At 54.1% G+C, this 21,198-nt stretch carries 18 protein-coding genes and 1 other RNA gene; 13 read left to right on the top strand and 6 right to left on the bottom strand.

Translation table 11 applies throughout. From position 1 onward, the window contains the following. Positions 1-2: 2 nt before the first annotated feature. Positions 3-2,135, top strand: a complete 2,133-nt coding sequence (mdoH, locus tag QQM41_RS05895) for a glucans biosynthesis glucosyltransferase MdoH (RefSeq protein ID WP_196332602.1) — start codon at positions 3-5, stop codon at positions 2,133-2,135. Positions 2,136-2,182: 47 nt separating this feature from the next. Here the strand turns inward: mdoH and nagA are convergent, their stop codons facing one another. From nagA to QQM41_RS05880, 3 genes are read right to left on the bottom strand one after another with little or no spacing between them, the layout of a single operon-like run. After that, positions 2,183-3,286, bottom strand: a complete 1,104-nt coding sequence (gene nagA / locus QQM41_RS05890; protein ID WP_339077978.1) for an N-acetylglucosamine-6-phosphate deacetylase — start codon at positions 3,284-3,286, stop codon at positions 2,183-2,185. A gap of 12 nt (positions 3,287-3,298) precedes the next feature. Next, positions 3,299-4,564 carry a glucose/galactose MFS transporter gene (gene gluP, locus QQM41_RS05885; protein ID WP_339077977.1) on the bottom strand — a complete coding sequence of 422 codons (1,266 nt, stop codon included), beginning with the start codon at positions 4,562-4,564 and terminating at the stop codon, positions 3,299-3,301. 33 nt (positions 4,565-4,597) lie between these two features. Next, positions 4,598-5,140, bottom strand: coding sequence for a hypothetical protein (locus QQM41_RS05880; protein ID WP_050818980.1), 543 nt, complete (start codon positions 5,138-5,140; stop codon positions 4,598-4,600). Positions 5,141-5,169: 29 nt separating this feature from the next. Between QQM41_RS05880 and ffs the strand changes: the two genes are divergently transcribed. The 6 genes from ffs to folB all read left to right on the top strand — a co-directional run bounded on the left by ffs (position 5,170) and on the right by folB (position 9,614). After that, positions 5,170-5,267: signal recognition particle sRNA small type (gene ffs / locus QQM41_RS05875), an RNA gene on the top strand. Positions 5,268-5,338: 71 nt separating this feature from the next. Further along, positions 5,339-7,336: a DNA polymerase III subunit gamma/tau gene (locus QQM41_RS05870; RefSeq protein WP_339077976.1), complete on the top strand. Its 1,998-nt coding sequence runs from the start codon at positions 5,339-5,341 to the stop codon at positions 7,334-7,336. A gap of 100 nt (positions 7,337-7,436) precedes the next feature. Further along, positions 7,437-7,760 carry a YbaB/EbfC family nucleoid-associated protein gene (locus QQM41_RS05865; protein ID WP_003624890.1) on the top strand — a complete coding sequence of 108 codons (324 nt, stop codon included), beginning with the start codon at positions 7,437-7,439 and terminating at the stop codon, positions 7,758-7,760. A gap of 31 nt (positions 7,761-7,791) precedes the next feature. Beyond that, entirely contained in the window at positions 7,792-8,388 is a 597-nt protein-coding gene (gene recR, locus QQM41_RS05860; RefSeq protein ID WP_003624888.1) for a recombination mediator RecR, read from the top strand. A 20-nt stretch (positions 8,389-8,408) separates the two neighbouring features. Beyond that, complete coding sequence (locus tag QQM41_RS05855) at positions 8,409-9,209, top strand: SDR family oxidoreductase (protein ID WP_339077975.1); 801 nt, start codon at positions 8,409-8,411, stop codon at positions 9,207-9,209. A 3-nt stretch (positions 9,210-9,212) separates the two neighbouring features. Then, positions 9,213-9,614: a dihydroneopterin aldolase gene (gene folB / locus QQM41_RS05850; RefSeq protein WP_003624885.1), complete on the top strand. Its 402-nt coding sequence runs from the start codon at positions 9,213-9,215 to the stop codon at positions 9,612-9,614. Between the two features lie 74 nt (positions 9,615-9,688). On the opposite strand, the gene QQM41_RS05845 is transcribed toward folB, so the two are convergent. Next, positions 9,689-10,024, bottom strand: a complete 336-nt coding sequence (locus tag QQM41_RS05845) for a TIGR02300 family protein (RefSeq protein ID WP_050818983.1) — start codon at positions 10,022-10,024, stop codon at positions 9,689-9,691. 192 nt (positions 10,025-10,216) lie between these two features. Between QQM41_RS05845 and aroA the strand changes: the two genes are divergently transcribed. The 4 genes from aroA (at position 10,217) to QQM41_RS05825 (ending at position 15,736) form a co-directional block, all read left to right on the top strand. Next, a complete protein-coding gene (aroA, locus tag QQM41_RS05840; RefSeq protein ID WP_208729215.1) occupies positions 10,217-11,617 on the top strand; it encodes a 3-phosphoshikimate 1-carboxyvinyltransferase in 1,401 nt (466 codons plus the stop codon). Then, positions 11,614-12,267, top strand: coding sequence for a (d)CMP kinase (gene cmk / locus QQM41_RS05835; protein WP_339077974.1), 654 nt, complete (start codon positions 11,614-11,616; stop codon positions 12,265-12,267). The genes aroA and cmk overlap by 4 nt, the downstream gene beginning before the upstream one ends. Before the next feature lie 284 nt (positions 12,268-12,551). Continuing rightward, positions 12,552-14,270 (top strand): 30S ribosomal protein S1, encoded by a 1,719-nt coding sequence (gene rpsA, locus QQM41_RS05830; RefSeq protein ID WP_042786349.1) that lies wholly within the window; start codon positions 12,552-12,554, stop codon positions 14,268-14,270. A 113-nt stretch (positions 14,271-14,383) separates the two neighbouring features. Beyond that, positions 14,384-15,736, top strand: a complete 1,353-nt coding sequence (locus QQM41_RS05825) for an L-dopachrome tautomerase-related protein (protein WP_339078070.1) — start codon at positions 14,384-14,386, stop codon at positions 15,734-15,736. A 19-nt stretch (positions 15,737-15,755) separates the two neighbouring features. Here the strand turns inward: QQM41_RS05825 and rdgB are convergent, their stop codons facing one another. Beyond that, the gene (gene rdgB / locus QQM41_RS05820) at positions 15,756-16,355 is read right to left on the bottom strand and encodes an RdgB/HAM1 family non-canonical purine NTP pyrophosphatase (RefSeq protein ID WP_050818986.1); all 600 of its coding nucleotides are present in this window, start codon (positions 16,353-16,355) and stop codon (positions 15,756-15,758) included. Next, positions 16,352-17,086, bottom strand: a complete 735-nt coding sequence (rph, locus tag QQM41_RS05815; RefSeq protein ID WP_050818987.1) for a ribonuclease PH — start codon at positions 17,084-17,086, stop codon at positions 16,352-16,354. Before rph ends, rdgB begins: the two co-directional genes overlap by 4 nt. A 99-nt stretch (positions 17,087-17,185) precedes the next feature. Here rph and hrcA point away from each other — a divergent pair, with 99 nt between their 5' ends. Together hrcA and QQM41_RS05805 are read left to right on the top strand one after the other, a co-directional pair. Further along, complete coding sequence (hrcA, locus tag QQM41_RS05810) at positions 17,186-18,286, top strand: heat-inducible transcriptional repressor HrcA (protein ID WP_012812285.1); 1,101 nt, start codon at positions 17,186-17,188, stop codon at positions 18,284-18,286. A gap of 95 nt (positions 18,287-18,381) precedes the next feature. After that, complete coding sequence (locus tag QQM41_RS05805) at positions 18,382-21,144, top strand: PBP1A family penicillin-binding protein (RefSeq protein ID WP_339077973.1); 2,763 nt, start codon at positions 18,382-18,384, stop codon at positions 21,142-21,144. Positions 21,145-21,198 lie beyond the last annotated feature (54 nt).

Genomic DNA, 21,198 nt, shown 5'->3' with positions numbered 1-21,198 from the left:
ACATGCCGGATTCTACACAAATGTTTCGTGCTCTTCCTTCAGAATCTCCGCTGGATATGCCGGTGCAGAATTTTCATGCTGCACCTAATATGGCTGGGCGTGGCCGCACGCCTGTAACCTCTCCACGGAATATTGTGCTGCGTCGGTTGGCTGTTATTGGATCAGCTTTGCTGCTGACGGCTTATGGCGCATGGCGCACACATAAAGTGATGGATGAGGCAGGTGTTTCCACCTTGGGTGTGATCATGCTGCTGTTGTTTATTGCTTTGTTTATGTGGATTGCGCTGGCATTTACATCTTCGGTTGCCGGGTTCTGTTCTCTGGTTGCACATGGTGGGCTTGGACTGGGGATTAGCAAATCTGGTCCTCTGCCTCAGCTCACACGGCGGAACGCTGTTTTGCTGCCTACGTATAACGAGCCCCCTCGTCGCGTTATGGCGGGGTTGAAAGCCATTTACGCCAGTTTGCAGGAAACAGGAGAACTGGCTGCGTTCGATTTCTTTATTTTGTCGGACACAACAAACCCGGATGTATGGGTAGAGGAAGAAGCTGCATTTCTGGCACTGCGTGAAGAAACTGGCGGATATGATCATATCTTTTATCGCCGCCGCCATAACAATGTGGAACGTAAGGCAGGTAACCTAGGGGAATGGGTGCGCCGCTTTGGCGGAGCGTATGACCATATGGTTACGCTGGATGCAGACTCCGTTATGTCTGGCGCTACGCTTGTGCGTATGGCCGCCGCCATGGAGCGTAACCCCGGCGTAGGGCTAATACAGACACTTCCAGTTATTACTGGTGGCACAACGCTTTTTGCGCGTTTGCAACAGTTTGCGGGCCGCGTGTATGGGCCAGTTATTGCGTACGGTATTGCATGGTGGCATGGCTCCGAAGGAAATTACTGGGGCCATAATGCCATTATCCGCACACGCGCTTTTGCTGAACAGGCGGGTATGCCACATGTGCCGGGCAAACCACCTTTTGGTGGGCATATTCTGAGCCATGACTTTGTAGAAGCTGCTCTGATGCGCCGTGGGGGCTGGGCCATACATATGGTGCCAGCGCTTGATGGTTCTTATGAGGAAAGCCCGCCTTCTCTTACCGATGTTGCTATTCGTGATAGGCGTTGGTGCCAAGGCAACCTTCAGCACGTCAAGGTTCTGCCAACAAAGGGGCTGCATTGGGTTAGCCGGATGCACATGATTGTGGGCATTGGGGCTTATGTAACATCCCCTTTGTGGCTTGTGTTTTTGCTAACTGGTATTCTCATTTCCCTTCAGGCGCATTTTGAACGGCCTGAATATTTTGGTGAAACAAAACTTCTTTACCCGCACTGGCCACATGTTGACCCCGTGCAGGCGAAGTACGTGTTTATTGGCACCATGATTGTGCTGTTAGCACCAAAACTTCTCGCTTATATCGCGCTATTGCTGGATAGAGAAAATTGCAAAGGGTGTGGTGGCGCCATACGTGCAGCAGGTTCCATATTGGTGGAAACGCTGATTGGTGGCTTGATTGCCCCAATAGCCATGTTGATTCAAACGCTTGGCGTATTCTCCATTCTCACAGGTCATGATTCCGGTTGGAATGCGCAGCGGCGAGATGATGGCGGCGTGCCGTTTATGGATATTGTCCGCCAATATGGGCGTTTTACCATTTTCGGCTTATTGTTGGGCGCTGGGGCATGGGTTGTTTCCCCGTCACTATTTTTCTGGATGACGCCTGTTTTGTTGGGCCTGGTTTTTTCCATTCCTCTGGTAGCTTTTACCAGCAGCCGTAACGTGGGCTTGGATTTTCGTAAGGCAGGCCTCCTTCTGGTGCCAGAAGAAACCAATATGCCGGATGTTCTAAAAAAAGTTGAACAGGACCGCGAAAGTGATGAAGCTCCAGACCTTCCAGAAGATGCTTTGCGCGCTTTGCGTGCAGATGTAGGGCTGGCGCAGGCACATATGGCCATGCTGCCACCAGAACGTAAAGCTGGTGATCCTATCAATGCAGATCAGTTGGTTGGCTTGGTAAAACTTTCTGAATCTCACACGGTTTCTGAAGTTGAGCACAAGCTGACAGTAAAAGAAAAAGCTGCAGTGCTTGGTACGCGCAAAGGTGTAGAAAGCGTTCTGCAACTTTCAGAGTAAATCGGGCATGTTAAGACGGGAAGAAAAACAAAAACTCTTCCCGTTTTTTAATGAATGCGCTGGCCACCTACCCATACTTCCTGCACATGCAGGTTAGAATCCATTACAACAAAATCAGCACGTTTTCCGGTTTCCAGTGTGCCGCGGTCATGCAGGCCCAGATAGTTTGCCGGATTGCGTGTTAATAGCGCTACAGCTTCGTGCAATGGTGTTCCGGTGTGCACGGCATTACGTAGTGCGACATCAAGTGTCAGCACACTTCCTGCAAGGCTACCATTTGGCAAGCGTGCTGTGCCGTTTTCTACAATCACGGCCTGCCCGCCAAGTTGGCTTGGGCCATCTGGCAAACCAGCAGCACGCATGGCATCGGTTACAAAAACAAGCCGATCCGGCATAACGCGTTGCGCCAACTGGAATGTTGCTGGATGAATATGGTGTGTATCAAAAATCATCTCAGCATAGGCATCGCTGCACATAAGGGCAGTGACGGGGCCGGGCCGTCGGCTTTCAATGGGAGGCATGGCGTTAAAGAGATGCGTGCCACCAGCTACGCCACCAGCTTTGCAAATATGGCAAATAGCCTGATGGGCTTGTTCATAACTGGCAACTGTATGGCCAAGGCTCACACGTATGCCCGCTTTGGCAAAACTTTCCATGGCGGTTTGTGCATGTGGCAACTCTGGCGCCAATGTCACCACACGCACACAGTTTAAGGAAAGAACTTCTGAAACTTTATCTGGTGTTGGCGCGATATTAAAAGGCGGTTGGGCACCAAGTTTATGTGGGCTTACAAAAGGCCCCTCCAGATGTGCGCCATGTATCATGGGACCATCGGGAATCTGCTGCCCGGTAACTTCAGCAATAGCCTGCAACGTGCTGATAACATCAGGCCACGGGCTGGTAATTGTTGTAGGCAACAATGTTGTCGTGCCATGTCGGGCATGAAACTGGCTGAGTGTGTGAATGGCTTTTACACCATCCATTGTATCTGCACCGTCACCCCCATGGATGTGACCGTCAATAAAGCCCGGGAGGATGTAGCGGTCTGTTTCATGCTTGGTTGGGGTAATATTCTGAATTGTGGTTTCAAAATTTATGCTTCCGCTTACAATCGTATTGGGGAGCACAAGATTTCCAGAAAGTTCGGTCATATTAGAAAGCCATCAGAGGGTTGTGGTGTGAGATTTTTTTGAAAAAAATAGGATAAATAAAGAAATTACAAAATAGCATGCGCAAGATAATACTGAAAATGCTGCCTGAAATCCTATAATGGATTTTAGCCACACAAAGCATTGCGGCACAATGCCACCCCCACAATATGCCATAACCAGCAACGCAGATACAAAAGAGGTTTTATTTTGAGTGGAGTTTAAAACAGTTGGAAAAAGAGATGGAAATATCATGGCATTTGAAAATCCAAGAAACGCAATACATGCAACAGAAGCGTATCCGTGTGCCATATATGCCAAAACGCTTAGGGTGGAGCCTGCAAAACAGGAGAGCAAAAGAGCGCGCTCTTGAGATAGAAAGCGCGGCACACATATCAACCCTGCCAGATACCCACAAAGCATACACACAAGAGTGGCTGATGTGAAAAGGCTGGAGATATTTAATGGAATATGAAACCCAGATGCATAGGTGCCAATAGCATCGCCTGCCAGAACTTCTACGCCCACGTAAAGAAACATGGCAATAACACCGAACCACAAGGTGGGATTGAATTTTATTGGGGTGTTACATTCTTTATCGTTTGAAAGGGGCGTTTTTATATCCGGTAAACTTGAAAACTTTATATATAAAGTGGTCAGAGCCAAAAGTGCAGCCATGCCTATATAAGGCCAGTAAAGTGCGGAAATGAATTGTTGCTGTAAAGCCGGATTTCTATAAGAGGACTGTAAGCTTTCGATATGCGGCATAGCGAAAGCCGCCAAAGCAACAGGCGCTAAAATGCCACCAACTTTGTTGCAAATACCCATAATTGCAATGCGTTGTGCAGCGCGATCAATTGGCCCTAAAAAGCTTATATAAGGGTTTACCGCAACCTGCAGTAGCGCCAATCCGCTACCCAGAATTAAAAAGCCGCATAATGTGCCGGGGTAGGATGCCGCTTTCATAAACTGGCCTGTAACAATCATGCCTGCTGTCATAATGCTTAGGGCATATATTAGGCTTTGCCGCAGGCCTTGTTTTGTTACAATTTTACCGGCTGGAATAGCGAATAAAAAGTAGGAAATATAAAAAACGAAAGGAACTAAAAATGCACTTATGTCATCAAGAGAAAATGCAATTTTTACAAAGGATATCAGCGGGCCGTTTAACCAAGTTACAAAGCCGATTATAAAAAATAATATTGCAACCAGAATAAGGGGTAGCCAACCATAAGGCCCGGCCGGGCAAGAAACAGCGCGCCAGAAGGTGCGATTGTGCATGCAGGGCCAAGCCTTTCTGGGTTTAAAGAAAAATCAGTTTGCAGAATCAGGCAGGCTGTCAATTTTCTCGCAGGTATGTGCCAGTTCAGCGGAAGGGTTGGGTGCTTCGCACAGGCGCTGCACATCTGGGGCGCACATTTCTATGGAGTTTTCAAAATCGGATTCCAGCACATCCTCCGCAATAGCCAGATCCTGATCATGGGACCGGGCTTCTTCAGCTTTGAGCATATCCTGTGTTTTGTGCAATTCTTTCAGGGCATCAATACAGGCCGGGCTGGCTGCTTCTGGTTTAAAGTGTAGGACAGCCAGCTCTTTTTGCAGTTGCACATTGGGCACGTTTGTACGGGGCGGCGGATCATCATCTGCGCGCGCAACTGCTGATGCAGCAAAAGAGCCCATAAAAAAGAGGGATGCCAAAGCAAGTGGCCGAAAAAGCGGAGTGGAAGGGCGGAATAAAAACACGCGCAAAACTCTCTTAATACACAGGTCTGTGCTTCTGGGGTGCTCTGTTTTTAGCCTGTTCATGGCCAGAAGGTAAAGCAACGGGCTTTGGTGGCTATTACACAGGGTTGGCATGTGCACCCGTTTAGTGTTATGTAAAAAGCGGAAAGTCGGCAGTGGACGGATACCTTGCCAACCCGGTCAGATCCGGAAGGAAGCAGCCATGGTAAGTTTCGTCCGGGTCATTGTTCGGCTTTCCACCCGTTATTTTCCGCCAATGCGGCACGTGTTTCGCATATAAAACAAGGCGTGAACTTTTTCTTCGGGCAAGGCATGAGCGACAAAACAGACGCGCAGCTTCCTCAGGATGAGGGACTCCCCAATCCTGAAATGGAAGGCCCCGGTCTGTTTGGTGATGAGCCCGCCCAGCAGGCGCCAGAACAGCTTCCCGCAACGCAGCAGGATCAGGCAGCATCACCTTACCGGGTGTTGGCCCGTAAATATCGTCCGACCACATTTGATGATCTGATTGGCCAGGAAGCCATGGTGCGCACGCTGCGTAATGCATTTGCGCTTGGGCGGGTGGCACATGCGTTTATGCTTACTGGTGTGCGTGGGGTGGGTAAAACCACTACGGCCCGTATTATCGCGCGCGCTCTTAATTGTATTGGGCCGGATGGCAAAGGTGGCCCAACGGCAGATCCATGCGGTGTGTGCGCCAACTGTGTGGCTATTCTAAATGACCGGCACCCTGATGTGCTGGAAATGGATGCCGCCTCCCGCACCGGCGTGGATGATGTGCGCGAGATAATAGAGGCCACGCGCTTCCGCCCCATGCAGGGGCGCATGAAGGTCTTTATTATTGACGAAGTGCATATGCTTTCTCGCAATGCCTTCAATGCGCTGCTCAAAACGCTGGAAGAGCCACCAGCACAAGTTACGTTTATCTTTGCCACTACAGAACTGCGGAAGGTGCCGGTAACGGTGCTCTCACGCTGCCAGCGGTTTGATTTGCGTCGTGTTCCGCAATCTGAACTGGTGGGGCTCTTTTCCCGCATTGCAGAAAAAGAACATGTGCGCCTGTCACCAGATGCACTGGCATTGGTGGCGCGGGCGGCTGATGGCTCGGTGCGTGATGGGCTTTCCTTGCTGGATCAGGCCATAGCGCAGGGTACAGGACAGACTGATGCAGATGGCGTTATTGGCGCCACGGTTATCAGTGACATGCTGGGTCTGGCAGATCGGGAAGTGGTGTTCGATCTGCTGGAAGCCGTACTGACAGGTAAGCCAGAGCAGGCTTTGGCGTTGCTGGATGCCGCATACGCACGCGGCGCAGACCCCGGCCTTGTGCTGGGGGATATGCTTGAGCTGGTGCACACGGTTTCCCGCTTGCGCGCTGTGCCCAGTCTGCGCGATTCGGCAGATATGCCAGAAGCCGAGCGTGTGCGCGGCACGCATATGGCGGATACTTTTACAGTGCCGGTGCTTATGCGGGCATGGCAGATGCTGGTAAAAGGGATGCAGGAAGTAGAAGCTGCATCTGATAGGCGAGCTGCCGCGGATATGGTGCTCATTCGCCTCTGTTATGTGGCGGACCTGCCATCTCCAGAAGATTTAATAAAACGACTTTCTGGAGCAGGGAGTTCGGCAGGGCAGGGGGGAACTGCGCCAAGTATGGGTGCAAGTTCTGGAATGCCAACTGCTGGGGGCACTTCTGCTGTGCCAGCACCATCTGTTTCTGCGGGGCATCAGCCGCCGCCGTTGCGTATGGTGAGTGGTGGGCAAAGCATTTCTGCTGCCGTGCCAGTGGCTGCTCCGGCGCCTACGCCATCTGTTGAGCCGCAAACTCTCCCTCATCCGCGTACATGGCGAGAAGCCGTGGCTTTGGTGAAGGACCAGAAAGAAGCCATCCTGCACGGGCAGCTTCGGCATGCCGCTCATCTGGTGTCCTTTGCGCCGGGGCATATTGTGTTGCGGTTTGAACAGCACGTGCCTGCAGGCGCTGCGCAAGAACTGCGCAAAGTATTGGACCGTGCCACGGGTATGTCTTGGCGGGTCGGCCTTTCGGAAGAAGAAGGCGAACCCACGCTAGATGCGCAAGGTGCTGAGATCATCCAGTTTCGGCGTAAGGAAGCTGAAGCGCATCCACTGGTAAAAGCCATTCTCAAGTTTTTCCCGGATGCGGAATTGGGCGAAGTGCGCGATCACGGTTTGGATGATTACGGCCTACCGCCAGAAGAACCTGTGCCCGAGCTGCTTTTTGCACCGCTGGATGCAGAGTTTCTGGATGATGATGAACGGCCCTATGATCCGGGCATGTCTCCAGACTGACTCCGGTGAGCAGGTAATGCACGCCCCTCAGGCTGTGTGGTGTGACATATAGCAACAGGCTGCCAAAGACAGGGCAGTTTTGAGAATAAAGGGATAGTTGATGAAAAATCTTGCCTCATTGATGAAGCAGGCTACGCAGATGCAGTCCAAAATGGAAGCAATGCAAAGCACGCTGGAAGCCATGAACATTGAAGGTTCAGCCGGCGCAGGCATGGTGCAGGTTGTGCTGAGTGGCAAAGGGGACATGCGCTCCATTAAAATTGATCCCAAACTGGCTGATCCGGAAGAAATGGAAATGCTGCAGGATCTGATCGTGGCCGCCTGTGCGGATGCGCGCAAAAAGCTGGATGAAAAAGCAGCTGAAGAAATGCAGAAAGTGACTGGTGGTCTGAACCTGCCACCCGGCATGAAACTACCGTTCTGATACAGCAGAACGAGTAACAGAATTGTCCGGTATGGGTGGGCAGGAAATAGAGCAGCTTATCCGGCTTTTGGGCCGGTTGCCGGGGTTTGGCCCGCGTTCTGCGCGCAGGGTTGCGCTGTATTTGCTCAAGGAGCCGCAAACCCGGCTTGCGCCTTTGGCGCACGCAATGGAGCGGGCAGGCAATGCCATAAAAACCTGCTCATCCTGCGGTAATCTGGATACGATAGATCCATGCCATATCTGCTCTGATCCTTTGCGAGATCAGGGCTTGATCTGTGTTGTGGAAACAGTGGGTGATCTGTGGGCGCTGGAGCGGGCAGGTGTGCACCGTGGTGTGTATCAGGTTCTAGGTGGCACACTGTCTCCATTGGCGGGAATTGGGCCAGAAGATCTGGACGTAGCCCCGCTGTTTGAAAAGCTGAACAAAGGCACGGTGCGCGAAATTATTCTGGCACTAGGTGCAACGGTGGAAGGTGCCACCACCATGCATTGGCTGATGGATCAGCTTGCGCCTTATGGTGGTGTAACTGTCAGCCGTGTTGCGCAAGGCGTGCCCATGGGCGGGGCGCTGGATGTGCTGGATGATGGTACTCTGGCCGCAGCACTGGGTGCCCGGCGCCCAGCATGACGATAAAGGAGGCTGATACGATGCCACAGGATGGTTTTCCCATTTCGGCGGCCATTCCCCGTCGTGCGTTAGTGACGGGCGGAGGGGCTCGGCTTGGACGAGCCATAGCTTTGGGGTTGGCTCAGGCTGGCTTTGATGTGGCAATTCACTATCGCTCAGGCCAGGAAGATGCGCAGGAAACTGCAGCCGCCATTAACGCATGCGGGCAGAAAAGCTGCCTGTTGCAAGCAGATCTGGCGCGCGAAGAAGGGGTGGAACCTCTGGTCGAACAGGCGTCGGCTGCCTTGGGTGGGCCGCTGGGTGTGCTGGTCAACAATGCCTCTACGTTTGAGCGGGATGAATGGCATAATGCCACGCGAGAAAGCTGGATGGCGCACCTAAAACCCAACCTGCGTGCCCCATTTGTGCTGATGCAGCATTTTGCCAAGGCGCTACCAGAAACGGCGCAAGGTATGGTGTTGAATATGCTGGATGAGCGCGTGTGGTCTCTTACACCGCATTTTGTCAGCTATACTGTGTCTAAAAGCGCTTTGTGGACGTTAACACAAACAATGGCTCTGGCTCTGGCCCCTAAAGGTATACGTGTGAACGCCATAGGGCCCGGGCCGGCGCTGCCAAGTACGCGGCAGACAGAAGAACAGTTTGCCCGGCAATGTGCCTCTGTGCCTTTGGGGCATGGCACATCGCCTCAGGAAGTTGCGCGCGCCGCACTGGCGCTGTTGGCTTTACCCTCTGTAACAGGGCAGATGCTGGCGCTGGATGGTGGGCAGCATTTACAATGGTCTCCGGCGTTGCCTGCCGGTGCTGTATTGGAAGAATAGAAAATGGCTGTTTTTGCTCCGTGGGCGGATCAGCCGCCTTTGCGCCGCCTGTTTATCCGTAACATGATTCTGGATGCCAATATTGGCGTTTTTCCGCACGAACAGGGGGTGTCGCAGCGTATTCGCGTATCCGTTTCATTCGGGGTGGATGACCGCACAGATCTGGAAATTGGTGCGGATGATCTGAGCCGTACCGTTTCCTACGAGCAGGTGGTCGTGCTGGTGCGTCAGATTGTGGCGGAGGGGCATGTCAGGCTGGTGGAAACGCTGGCAGAACGTATTGCTGCCGGTGTGCTGGCGGATAACCGCGTGAAAGTGGTGCGGGTACGAATTGAAAAGCTGGATGTTTTTGAAGAAATCGAAGCCGTTGGTGTGGAAATAGAAAGACGTTCAACACCTGCGTAAAAATTTGATGAGATCTTCATAAAAAAAGCCCGCCTTCTGGCGGGCTTTTTCTTTGCCGTGTTTATGGCAGCAGATCAGGAATCGTGTTCATCCGAATCGGTGCTGACATCAATATCAGAGCTGATGTCATCATCATCATCGTCATCCAGATCGGCAGTATCTTCCAGCACGTCATCGGCATCTGTATCTGCATCTGTATCCAGATCAATGTCGTCTTCGCTGGGTTTCTTGGCGGGTGCCGCTGTTGCCGGGGTGTTGGACAGGGTGTCAGAACTCCGGCGCAAACGGGGCACCAGTGGGGGCTGTTCCGTGCCACATTTGGGGCATACGGCTGGAGTGCGGTTGAGATCATAAAAATGGGCACCGCAGGAGACGCAGACGCGTTTGGTGCCGAGATCGGGCTGAGACATCTTGCTACCTGTCGATCCTGAGCAGTCAGATTGGGGGGCACAGATGCCCCGGAAAGAAGGCTGATACCTTCCCGCAACGCGAGATGGAATCGAACCAGACTATAAGGCGACGCCAAATGCCATTGTGTTTTGTGTCCTGTCAAACCCGACTTGCAGAACAAATGCATTTTCTGGCAGCAGAAAGCAGTTTTTATGGTTTCTGGCGGATTGACTTGCCGCCCCACACGCCGGAATGAACAAGGTATGACACAGCAGACCACATCTTCCACCCGCCCGTTACGGGTTTCTCGCGCTCAAGCTCCTCTTTCTGGCTCCATCCGCGTGCCGGGAGATAAGTCTATCAGCCATCGTGCCCTTATGTTTGCATCCCTTGCCAAGGGCACCACGCATATTTCTGGCCTGTTGGAAGGCGAGGATGTGCTGTGCACAGCCGCAGCCATGCGTGCTTTGGGGGCAGATGCCGTGCAGGAAGGGCCGGGCCAGTGGCGCGTAAGCGGGCCGGGTGTTGGGCAGCTTAAAGAGCCCGATAACGTGCTGGATATGGGCAATTCAGGCACAGCCGCCCGTTTGTTGTCTGGCATTTTGGCCAGCCATGGCATGACATCTGTGATGACAGGGGATGCAAGCCTCCGCCGCAGGCCCATGAAGCGCGTTATGGACCCGCTGGCCGGAACAGGTGCCACATTCCTTGCGCGTGAGGGTGGCCGTCTACCCATGGCCATTCGTGGTTTGGCAGACCCCAAGCCGCTGGATTATCGCCTTCCCGTTGCCTCTGCGCAGGTTAAATCTGCCGTATTGCTGGCCGGGTTGAATGCAGTTGGAGAAACGCGCGTAGAAGAGCCGGTTGCTACGCGTGATCACACAGAAAACATGTTGCGCCATTTTGGGGCAGAAGTTTCTGTAGAAAAAACGCCAGATGGTGGCCGAATCATTCGTTTGCAGGGGCGCCCCAACCTTGTGGCGCGTGATGTTGCCGTGCCGGGTGATCCCTCATCCGCAGCTTTCCCACTTGTTGCGGCGCTGCTGGTGGCTGGGTCTGACATCACCATTTTTGGGGTGGGGCTCAACCCATTGCGCACCGGGTTGTTTACTACATTGCAGGAAATGGGTGCGCAGCTTGAAATCCTGAATGCACGCACAGAAGGCGGAGAACCTGTAGGGGATTTGCGTGTGCGTGCGTCTGCTCTCAAGGGCGTGGAAGTGCCACCAGAACGTGCACCTTCCATGATTGATGAATATCCGGTGCTGGCAGTTGCCGCAGCTTACGCATCTGGCGTTTCACGCTTTTGCGGGGTTGAAGAACTGCGGGTGAAGGAGAGCGACCGTTTAGCTGCAACCGTAGCGCTGCTGGAAAACAACGGCGTTCGCACCGCTGTGGAAGGGAATGATATGATTGTGTACGGCACGGCAGGTCATATCCCCGGCGGCGGCAAGGTGGAAACTCACATGGATCATCGTCTGGCTATGAGCGCTTCTGTTATGGGCCTTGTGGCTGAAAAACCTGTGGAAATTGATGATACCTCTTTTATCGAAACCAGCTTTCCGCAGTATCTGGATCTGATGAACAGCATTGGCGCGGGGTTTGTAGCATGACACGAGGCGGCCCAGTTATCGCAGTGGATGGCCCAGCCGCCGCAGGTAAAGGCACGTTGGCGCGCAGGTTGGCAGAAGCTTTGCATCTGCCGTATCTGGATACAGGTTTGCTCTACCGTGCTGTTGGGCGCTTGGCGTTGGATGCTGGGCAGGATCCGGCTTCTCCTGCGCAGGAATTTGCCTCCCGTTTGCTGCCCACCGATTTGGAAAGACCAGATTTACGCACACCCGTAGCGGCACAGGCTGCTAGCAAGGTGGCGGCACAGCCAGAAGTGCGCGCTGCTTTGGTGGAAACGCAGCGCCGGTTCGCGCAGGAAAAAGGGGCCGTGCTGGATGGGCGCGATATTGGCACCGCTATTTTTCCGGATGCAGACGTAAAGCTGTTTATTACAGCATCCCCCAGCACACGGGCTTTGCGCCGCTTCTTACAGCTTGGTGGAGACCGCAATGCCCCTGATGCACCAACGCGTATAGCAGAACTGGAAGAGTCCCTACGTGCGCGAGATGATGCAGATGCCGGGCGTGCATCTGCCCCCATGCTTGTGGCGGATGACGCATATGTGATTGAAACAGATGAACTGGAAGCAGATGCCGTTTTGGCAAAAGCATTGCAGATTGTAAGAGAACGACTCGCTGGAATCTCAGAATAAAAATTCTGCGGAATTGTGTTAGAGTGGTAACGCAATGCCGTTTTTCTGGCGGTTTTCAGGCTGTGCACGGGTGGTTTGTATTGACAAGCGGCCTGTACACAGTGTCTGTGCATGATCAAACACTGCGTATCAGGCAGGTTTGTTTTTATTTTGATTTGAGGCTTGGCAAAAAGGCTACAGGGGATGGCCCCTATAGACATGCCAAGTAAGCCGTGCCGCATAATGCGGGGCGCAGGAATAGCTTGCTTGCCCATTGCAGGCAGGCCCAAGGTTAACAGTTAAACATGGCTTCAGCCACAACCCAGACTGCGGACCATTTCCGCGGTGAAGATTTTGCAACCCTTCTGGACGAAACCCTTGGCCGGGACACGGGCTTTGATGGCTCCGTTGTTCGTGGCCGCGTTGTTCGTCTGACCGATGATTACGCTATCGTTGATGTCGGCCTGAAAAGCGAAGGCCGCGTTGCTCTGCGTGAATTTGCACCACAGGGTGTAAAGCCGGAAGTTAAGCCCGGCGATATCGTTGAACTGTATGTTGAACGGTATGAAGACCGCGATGGCAGCATTGTGCTTTCCCGTGAAAAGGCACGTCGTGAAGAAGCTTGGACAAGCCTGGAAAAGGCTTTCGAAGCCAATCACCGCGTCAACGGCACCATTTATGGCCGTGTGAAGGGTGGCTTCACGGTTGATCTGGGTGGCGCCATGGCGTTCCTGCCCGGCAGCCAGGTAGATATCCGCCCTGTGCGTGATGTTAGCCCGCTGATGGGTGTGCCCCAGCCGTTCCAGATTCTGAAGATGGATCGCGCTCGTGGCAACATCGTTGTGTCCCGTCGTGCCGTTCTGGAAGAAACGCGTGCTGAACAGCGCAGCGAACTGATCCAGGGCCTGACGGAAGGCATGATTCTGGATGGCGTGGTCAAGAACATCACCGATTACGGTGCGTTCGTTGATCTGGGCGGCGTTGACGGCCTGCTGCATGTGACCGACATTGCTTGGAAGCGCATCAACCATCCGTCCGAAGCTCTGCAGATCGGCCAGCCGGTGCGCGTGCAGGTTATCCGCTTCAACCCGGAAACGCAGCGTATCTCCCTTGGCATGAAGCAGCTTGAAGCTGATCCGTGGGAAAATGTTGCCCTGAAGTACCCGCCGGGTGCACGCTTCACGGGCCGCGTGACCAACATCACCGATTACGGCGCATTTGTTGAGCTGGAACCGGGTGTTGAAGGTCTGGTGCACGTGTCCGAAATGTCCTGGACGAAAAAGAACGTCCATCCGGGCAAGATCGTCGCTACTTCTCAGGAAGTGGACGTGATGGTTCTGGATGTGGACAGCGCCAAGCGCCGCATTTCTCTGGGCCTCAAGCAGGTTCAGCGCAACCCGTGGGAGCAGTTCGCGGAAGAGCACAAAGTTGGCTCCACCGTAGAAGGCGAAATCCGCAACATCACCGAGTTCGGCCTGTTCATCGGTCTGTCTGCAGACATCGACGGCATGGTTCACATGTCCGACCTGTCTTGGGACGAACCGGGCGAAGAAGCCATGAAGCACTACGAAAAGGGCCAGGTTGTCAAAGCCAAGGTTCTGGACGTGGATGTGGAAAAAGAACGTATCTCTCTGGGCATCAAGCAGCTTCAGGAAGATCCGGCAGCCGATGCGCTTGCCAGCGTTCAGAAGGGCTCCATCGTAACCTGCACCGTGACCGCTGTTCAGACCAACGGTATCGAAGTGAAGGTTGATGACGTTCTGACCGGCTTCATCCGTCGCGCTGAACTGGCCCGTGATAAGGCAGAACAGCGTCCGGAACGCTTTGCAGTTGGCGAACGCGTGGATGCGAAGATCATCTCTGTTGATCGTGCAGCCCGCAAGCTGGCCCTGACCATCAAGGGTCGTGAAGTGGAAGAAGACAAGCAGGCCATCAACGAATACGGTTCTGCTGATAGCGGCGCTTCCCTGGGTGATATCCTGGGTGCAGCTATCCGTCGTCGTAACACAGACGGCGAAGACTAATTGTTCAGCCATAAAGGGGCGGTCTGACTGCTCCTTTATGTTTTTTGAGCATTACGTTTTAAGAAAATGGCGTCGGTTTCCGGCGCCATTTTTTTGTGTTGCGCTGTGTTGTGATGAAAGGGCTGGGCAGAAAACACCCGGATATCTGCCAATCTGTGCCACACTGTGTTTCAGATTCACCCAAGAACTGGAGACACAACGGAATGGTGCGCCGGAACATAACGCTGAATCAGAAGCCGTTTAGCCCCACACGTAGCTCCAAACTGGCGCGGCGGCATCTGCTTGTGGCTGGTGGTGCAGGGGTGGGTTTGGCGCTCGCCAAATCTGTGTGTGCTACTCCAAGCGCTATTGTGCAAACCGGGGTGCATGGGGATCAGGGTTACGAATCTGCCGGGTCATTCGAGATTGTGGCGGAGTTTTATGGGCCGGGGCCATCGGGCATTGTGGTGACGGATAATGGTCGTGTTTTTGTAGGCTTTCCACGGCATGCCATTAACCATAAAGGGGCCACGCTGGCGGAATTGGTGAATGGCCATCTTGTTCCGTGGCCAAGTGCTGCACTGAGCATGCCATCAGATGCCCCTCCGGCAGAACGCTTGCTTTCCATTCACGGTATGACACAGGACACGCGCGGTTTTATCTGGGCGATTGATGATGGCAAATTGGCCGGATTACCTTTGCAGCCGGGTGCCGCAAAAATTGTCTGCTTTGATCCTGCTGCCAATAAGTTGGTGCGTTCTATCGCTCTAAAAGCTCCAGCTTTGTTGCCTGACAGCCATATGAATGATTTGCGGGTGGACCTTACACATGGGGCGGAAGGAACCGTTTACGTAACCGATAGTTCCTTCGGCCACAGTCCGGCTTTGGTGGTGGTAGATATCGCTACAGGTCAGCAACGGCGCGTATTGGGGAAACATTCCTCCACACAGGCAGAGGCTGGTTTTATGGCTGTGGTGGAAGGATTACCGCTTAAATACGATCCCGCGCAAAAACCCAAATTTGTGACTGGCGGGGTGGATGGCATCACCTTAAGCCCGGATTCCAGCCGCGTATTTTATTCCCCTCTTACCAGTCGCCGCTTGTACAGCCTGCCTACGGCCGTATTGTCAGATATGTCAGTCTCAGAAAGTGCGTTGGCTGCCGCCGTAAAGGATGAAGGAGAAAAAGGTGTGGCGGATGGTCTGGCAACAGATGCTCAAGGGCGCATTTACACCACCAATTTTGAGCATGATGCCATTTTTCGCCGCAATACGGATGGTTCCATGGAACTCATGGTGCATGACCCGCGGATTCTTTCTCCAGACGGTATTTTTTGCACGCACACCCATGTGTATTGCACACTGGGGCAGTGGAACCGTCTTGCGGGCTTTCATGATGGTAAGGATGAGCGCCAACCACCTTATTTGCTCATTCGCTTCCCCATTCAGGGGCCACCTGTCAGTTCCGCAGAACCGGCAGGTGGTTAGTGTGTAGGTAGTTAGGCTTTTAGCTCAGGCACGCGTTTTTAAAGGCCTCAAAGGCGCGGGCGCGGTGGCTGATGGCGTTTTTTTCTGCATCAGCCATTTCAGCAAATGTGCGGGCTTCGCCTTCGGGGGCAAAAATCGGATCATATCCGTGGCCCTGTGTGCCTCGTGGTGGCCAAACAATCTGGCCATCTATGCGGCCTTCAAAGCTTTCTGTACGGCCATCAGGCAAAGCCAGACACAGCACGCAAATAAACCATGCGTTGCGTTTGCCTTGCCCAATTTCTTTTTCAATACGCGCCATGGCCCCAGCAAAATCTTTGTTCGGGCCAGCCCAGCGCGCAGAATAAATGCCGGGTGCGCCATCCAGTGCGGCCACACATAGCCCAGAATCATCGGCTAGTGCGGGCAGGTTGGCAGCTTTGGCGGCGGCTAAGGCCTTAATGGCGGCATTGCCTGCAAAAGTGGTTGCCGTTTCTTCTGGCTCTGGCAAGTTTAACTCACCAGCAGAAACAACCTTGATGCCAAAATCAGCCAGCAGAGTGGCAAATTCTGCCAGCTTGCCAGCATTGTGCGTGGCAAGCACAAGGGTGCTGCCACGTTCCAGTTTTATAGCGTTCATGCGCGCTTTTTTTCTGCAGCTTCCACGGCAGCCATCTGGGCTTCAAACAGCTCGGTTACACCCTTGCGTGCAAGTGCAAACAGGTTGTCAAACGCATCTTCCGTAAATGGTGCGCTTTCTGCTGTGCCCTGAATTTCCACAATGCGACGGTCTGCTGTCAGTACAAAGTTGGTATCAGCAGAAGCAGAGCTATCTTCCACGTAATCCAGATCCAGCACAGCGCCTTCAGTTGTCAGCCCGCAGGAAACGGCAGCAACCTGCCCGCGCAGCGGTAGGCGTGGCAACACATTGGTGGCGACCAGTTTGCCAAGGGCCAGACGCAACGCTACCCATGCGCCTGTAATGGAAGCGCAGCGTGTACCGCCATCAGCGTTCAGCACATCACAATCCAGCGTAATGCTCATTTCACCCAGAGCGTCCAGATCTGTGACGGCGCGGAGGGAGCGGCCAATAAGGCGCTGGATTTCCTGCGTGCGGCCAGACTGTTTGCCCTTGGCAGCTTCGCGGTTGCCGCGTGTGTGGGTGGCGCGGGGCAGCATGCCGTATTCTGCCGTAACCCAGCCTGTACCTTTGCCACGCAAAAAAGGCGGCACGCGGTTTTCTACGCTGGCAGTGCACAGTACTTCCGTGCCGCCAACGCGAATAAGGGCAGAGCCTTCAGCGTGGTGGGCAAAGCCTGTTTCAATGGTAATGGGGCGCATCTGGTCTGGCTGGCGGCCTGAAGGGCGCATGGAAAGCTCCTTGGTAAAATAAGATGTCTGGCGCGTATGGTGCGCTTTTGTCGGCAGTAAAACTGCACGAATAAGGTATATAAAGGCTATCCGGGATTTATGGATATGCGAAGGAGCCCTTGTGTCATGAAGCGTGGTTTGCTGCCAGTAAAAGCTGCTCTGCCTCCGGGGTTGAATGCGCGGTCTGCGGCTATTCTGCGTGAAGTGGTGGAAGAATATGTAGCGAGCGGGGAACCCGTTGGCTCCCGCACGGTGTCTCACAGGCTTGGGCTGCCGCTTTCTCCGGCCACAATACGCAATATCATGGCATCCCTTACAGAAGCCGGGTTGCTGTTTTCCCCCCATACATCTGCCGGGCGGTTGCCTACAGAAAAAGGGTTGCGGCTGTTTGTAGATGGCCTGTTGCAGTTTGGCGCGCTCTCGGAAGAAGATCAGCGGGTCATCGGCCAATCGCTGGAGGCCAAAGGGCGCTCACTGCAAGATACGCTTACAGAGGCTTCATCTCTTTTGGCGGGCATGTCCGATGCTGCCGGGTTGGTGGTAGCGCCCAAAGGGGATGGTGGCATCAAGCACATTGAGTTTGTGGCATTAGGCAGCAATCGCGCACTGGTTATTCTGGTGGGTGCGGATGGGCATGTTGAAAACCGTGTTATCGAAACACCGCCCGGTATGCCGCCTTCCGCCTTGGTGGAGGCTGCAAATTACCTGAATGCACGGGCCATGGGGGCATCTCTGCCAGATTTACGCACGCGCGTAAGCTCTGAAATGACGGAAGACCGAAGTATTCTGAATGGTCTTACAGCAGAGGTGGTAGAAAGCGGCCTTGCCATTTGGGATGGTGGCGGAGACGGGCTGGGGGGCACCCTGATTGTGCGCGGGCAATCTCGTTTATTGGCCGATGTAGATGGGCAGGACAGGCTGCTGGCCATTCAAACACTGTTTGACCGGCTGGAAGCGCAGGAAACCATGTTGCGCCTGTTGGAGTTGGTAGAGAACTCTGAAGGGGTGCGCATTTTTATTGGTGCAGAAAGCGGGTTGTTTGGGGCTACAGGTATGTCTGTTGTTATGGCGCCTGCCCGTAATGAGGCGAACCGGATAGTAGGGGCTATCGGGGTTATCGGCCCCACCCGTATCAATTATGGGCGTATTGTGCCGGTAGTGGATTATACAGCCCGCCTGCTGGGTGACATGCTGGGTTAGCACTGTTTGTAGATGTGGTCGGAATTCGGCCATGATTTTTATTACAATGCGCAAACAGGGCAGACGATTATGTGTGAGAATGGTAAAGGGCCTGTATGACAAGCGCTCCGTCTTCTGGTGATCAGGGTTCATCTTCCAGCCATTCTCAGGGCAGGTCTCCGCAAAATCGCAGGCCCGATCTACGCCGCCCGCTCTTTCGCCAATGGCGGAAGGTGCTTGGGGCAACGGCTGCGTTGGCGTTGGTTGGCACCACGGGTGCTGTGGTTCTGCTGTGGTCCCAATACGAAGGGATTGTGGCGGATCTGCCTACGGTAGAGGGCTTGCGCTCCTACCAGCCGCCAGTCATGAGCCGCCTTTATGCCGGAGATGATCAGCTTATTGCCGAACTGGCGAATGAGCGGCGTATTTTTGTGCCTATTAGTGCCGTGCCCGATAAGGTCAAAAATGCATTTGTGGCGGCAGAAGACCAGAAATTCTGGACACACAAAGGGGTGGACCCAGTTGCCATTGCGCGTGCTGGCCTTACGGATTTAACGCGCGGCAAAGGCAAGCGGCCTATTGGGGCATCCACCATTACGCAGCAGGTGGCGCGTATCATGCTGCTGGGCAGCAACGCGGTATCTTTCCGGCGTAAGGCTAAGGAAGCCTTTTTGGCCATGCGGGTGGAGCAGGTTCTGCCCAAAGACAAGATTCTGGAAATCTACCTGAACGAAATTTATCTGGGCAGCGGCGCATATGGTATTGCCGCAGCATCCCAGACCTATTTCAACAAGCCGCTTGATCAACTGGATGATGCAGAGGCCGCATTTTTAGCGGCGCTGCCTAAATCTCCCACTAATTATAACCCTGTACGCTTCCCCGATGCAGCTCGAGGGCGCAGAAACTGGGTGCTGGAACGTATGGCCGATATTGGGGCCATTACGCATGATGCCGCGCGTGTAGCAGAAGCCCAGCCGTTGACCACCCGCAGCTTTACGCGCCCCGGCCCGGCACCGGGTGCAGAATGGTTTGCGGAAGAAGTGCGCCGTGAACTGATGGAGCGTTACGGCCAAGACGTGACCATGCAGGGCGGGTTGGATGTTCACACCAGTTTGGATCTGCCGCTCCAGCGCAATGCTCAGGATATTTTGCGCCAAGGGCTGATGGCGTATGATCGGGCACATCGTGGCTGGCGTGGGCCAGTGCATCATCTTTCCGATATCGGGTCATCCTCCGCTACAGCAGAATGGGTACAGGCTTTACAGGGTGTTCCGGTGCCTGCGGGTATGCTTGACCAGTGGCGTTTGGCTGTTGTGCTGGATGCAAAGGGGCAAGTGGGCTGGCTTGAAGGAAGCGTCGTGCGGCGGAACAATGCGTCTCAAAGTGGAGGCGAGCCTCGTACAGGTATCGTACAGGCCAAGGATATGGCATGGGCACGACGCTTTAAGCCATTGCGTGCCGGTGATGTGGTGATGGTGCAACCGCAGGCCGAAGGTGGGCACGTTGCCCTCATGCAGGTGCCTGTGGTGGAAGGCGCCATTGTAACCATGAATGCACGTACGGGCCGGGTTCTGGCTCTTGTGGGTGGGTGGTCTTTTCAGGCTTCGCAGTTTGATCGCGCAACACAGGCGCTGCGTCAGCCGGGGTCTTCTTTCAAGCCATTTGTTTATCTGGATGCTATGGAGCAGGGGATTTCCCCTTCCCAGAAGTTTGATGATTCTCCTGTTTCTTACGGAGCATGGCACCCCAATAACTATGAAAAAGATTTTTGGGGCCCCACCACTCTGCATGATGCCCTGCGTGAATCGCGCAATCTGGTTACCATTCGCTTGGCGGCCCATCTGGGCATGAAAACCGTGGCGGATGTGGCAACCAACCTTGGGTTGGTGGATTCCATGCCGCATGTGCTCCCCGCAGCATTAGGGGCCGTGGAAACCACAGTGCTGAAGGAAGCCGGAGCCTATGCCTCGCTTGCGGCAGGTGGGCGTAAGGTGACGCCAACACTGGTGGACGATGTGCAGGACCGTGAAGGCCACGTTATCTGGCGGCCGGAGGGGCTGGCGTTGACCACAGCTTCCGCACAACCTGATACGAACACCAATGGTGGGCAAGCAGCAGACCAACCAGCGGCTGATGCCGTGTTCCCCGATGCACCATCGGATCAGAAACCCGCAGATGCAGGAAAACCGGCACCTGCACCGGCTTCTGTAGAGCAGCCCATTGTCATGCCGGGGCAGAATGATGTGCCTGCCTTGCATGATAGCCGGCAGCAAGTGGCATCCGCCCAAAGTGCGTTCCAGATTACCACCATGTTGCAGGATGTTATCCGGCGCGGCACAGGTGTGCGAGCTGGAACGGGTATAGATGTGCCGATTGCGGGCAAAACCGGTACCAGCCAGAACTTTAATGATGCGTGGTTTGCTGGATACACTCCAGATATCGTAACTGTCGTGTGGATCGGGTTTGATACCCCTCAGTCCCTCGGTAAAAACGAAACCGGGGGCGCCATTGCTGGCCCCTTGTGGAACAAGGTGATGAAAACCGCCTTGGATGGTTATCCACGGCAGGATTTTGTACCTCCCGCGGGCATTACACTTGTGCAGTATGATACGGGCAGGGGCGTGGCCATAGATGCCTTTAAGGAAGGGCAGGTGCCGGGGCTGAGCGCAAACCTTTCAAGCAACGTAAACCCACAGGAACTGACAGCCGCAGATACAGGTGCTGAAAACATGCCTGATTCTGAAAGTGATATGGCTGCTGAAGGGTCTGGAGGCGGCCAATCTGGAGAGCATGCTCCTTCCGGTAATGGTGGTTCGTCTGGTTCTGCAGCACCTTCTGCACCAGCCGGGGGTGACATTGGTATGGGTGGCCTTTATTGAGGGCCAACACCACATTGTCTTTTTTGACATGATAGAAAAATATGGAGAATCGGC

Origin of the sequence: Acetobacter sp. AC2005, from assembly GCF_037901235.1 — a bacterium.
In the GTDB taxonomy this organism is placed as follows: domain Bacteria; phylum Pseudomonadota; class Alphaproteobacteria; order Acetobacterales; family Acetobacteraceae; genus Acetobacter; species Acetobacter oryzoeni.
The sequence above is the reverse complement of the archived record's forward strand: the minus strand, read 5'-3'. Positions and strand labels throughout refer to the sequence as shown.

What these genes read in the sequence shown, in the direction of transcription:
- mdoH (WP_196332602.1), top strand. Translation starts at nt 3, where the DNA reads ATGCCGGATTCTACACAAATGTTTCGTGCTCTTCCTTCAGAATCTCCG.
- nagA (WP_339077978.1), bottom strand. Translation starts at nt 3,286, where the DNA reads ATGACCGAACTTTCTGGAAATCTTGTGCTCCCCAATACGATTGTAAGC.
- gluP (WP_339077977.1), bottom strand. Translation starts at nt 4,564, where the DNA reads ATGCACAATCGCACCTTCTGGCGCGCTGTTTCTTGCCCGGCCGGGCCT.
- QQM41_RS05880 (WP_050818980.1), bottom strand. Translation starts at nt 5,140, where the DNA reads ATGCCAACCCTGTGTAATAGCCACCAAAGCCCGTTGCTTTACCTTCTG.
- QQM41_RS05870 (WP_339077976.1), top strand. Translation starts at nt 5,339, where the DNA reads ATGAGCGACAAAACAGACGCGCAGCTTCCTCAGGATGAGGGACTCCCC.
- QQM41_RS05865 (WP_003624890.1), top strand. Translation starts at nt 7,437, where the DNA reads ATGAAAAATCTTGCCTCATTGATGAAGCAGGCTACGCAGATGCAGTCC.
- recR (WP_003624888.1), top strand. Translation starts at nt 7,792, where the DNA reads ATGGGTGGGCAGGAAATAGAGCAGCTTATCCGGCTTTTGGGCCGGTTG.
- QQM41_RS05855 (WP_339077975.1), top strand. Translation starts at nt 8,409, where the DNA reads ATGCCACAGGATGGTTTTCCCATTTCGGCGGCCATTCCCCGTCGTGCG.
- folB (WP_003624885.1), top strand. Translation starts at nt 9,213, where the DNA reads ATGGCTGTTTTTGCTCCGTGGGCGGATCAGCCGCCTTTGCGCCGCCTG.
- QQM41_RS05845 (WP_050818983.1), bottom strand. Translation starts at nt 10,024, where the DNA reads ATGTCTCAGCCCGATCTCGGCACCAAACGCGTCTGCGTCTCCTGCGGT.
- aroA (WP_208729215.1), top strand. Translation starts at nt 10,217, where the DNA reads ATGGTTTCTGGCGGATTGACTTGCCGCCCCACACGCCGGAATGAACAA.
- cmk (WP_339077974.1), top strand. Translation starts at nt 11,614, where the DNA reads ATGACACGAGGCGGCCCAGTTATCGCAGTGGATGGCCCAGCCGCCGCA.
- rpsA (WP_042786349.1), top strand. Translation starts at nt 12,552, where the DNA reads ATGGCTTCAGCCACAACCCAGACTGCGGACCATTTCCGCGGTGAAGAT.
- QQM41_RS05825 (WP_339078070.1), top strand. Translation starts at nt 14,384, where the DNA reads ATGAAAGGGCTGGGCAGAAAACACCCGGATATCTGCCAATCTGTGCCA.
- rdgB (WP_050818986.1), bottom strand. Translation starts at nt 16,355, where the DNA reads ATGAACGCTATAAAACTGGAACGTGGCAGCACCCTTGTGCTTGCCACG.
- rph (WP_050818987.1), bottom strand. Translation starts at nt 17,086, where the DNA reads ATGCGCCCTTCAGGCCGCCAGCCAGACCAGATGCGCCCCATTACCATT.
- hrcA (WP_012812285.1), top strand. Translation starts at nt 17,186, where the DNA reads ATGGATATGCGAAGGAGCCCTTGTGTCATGAAGCGTGGTTTGCTGCCA.
- QQM41_RS05805 (WP_339077973.1), top strand. Translation starts at nt 18,382, where the DNA reads ATGACAAGCGCTCCGTCTTCTGGTGATCAGGGTTCATCTTCCAGCCAT.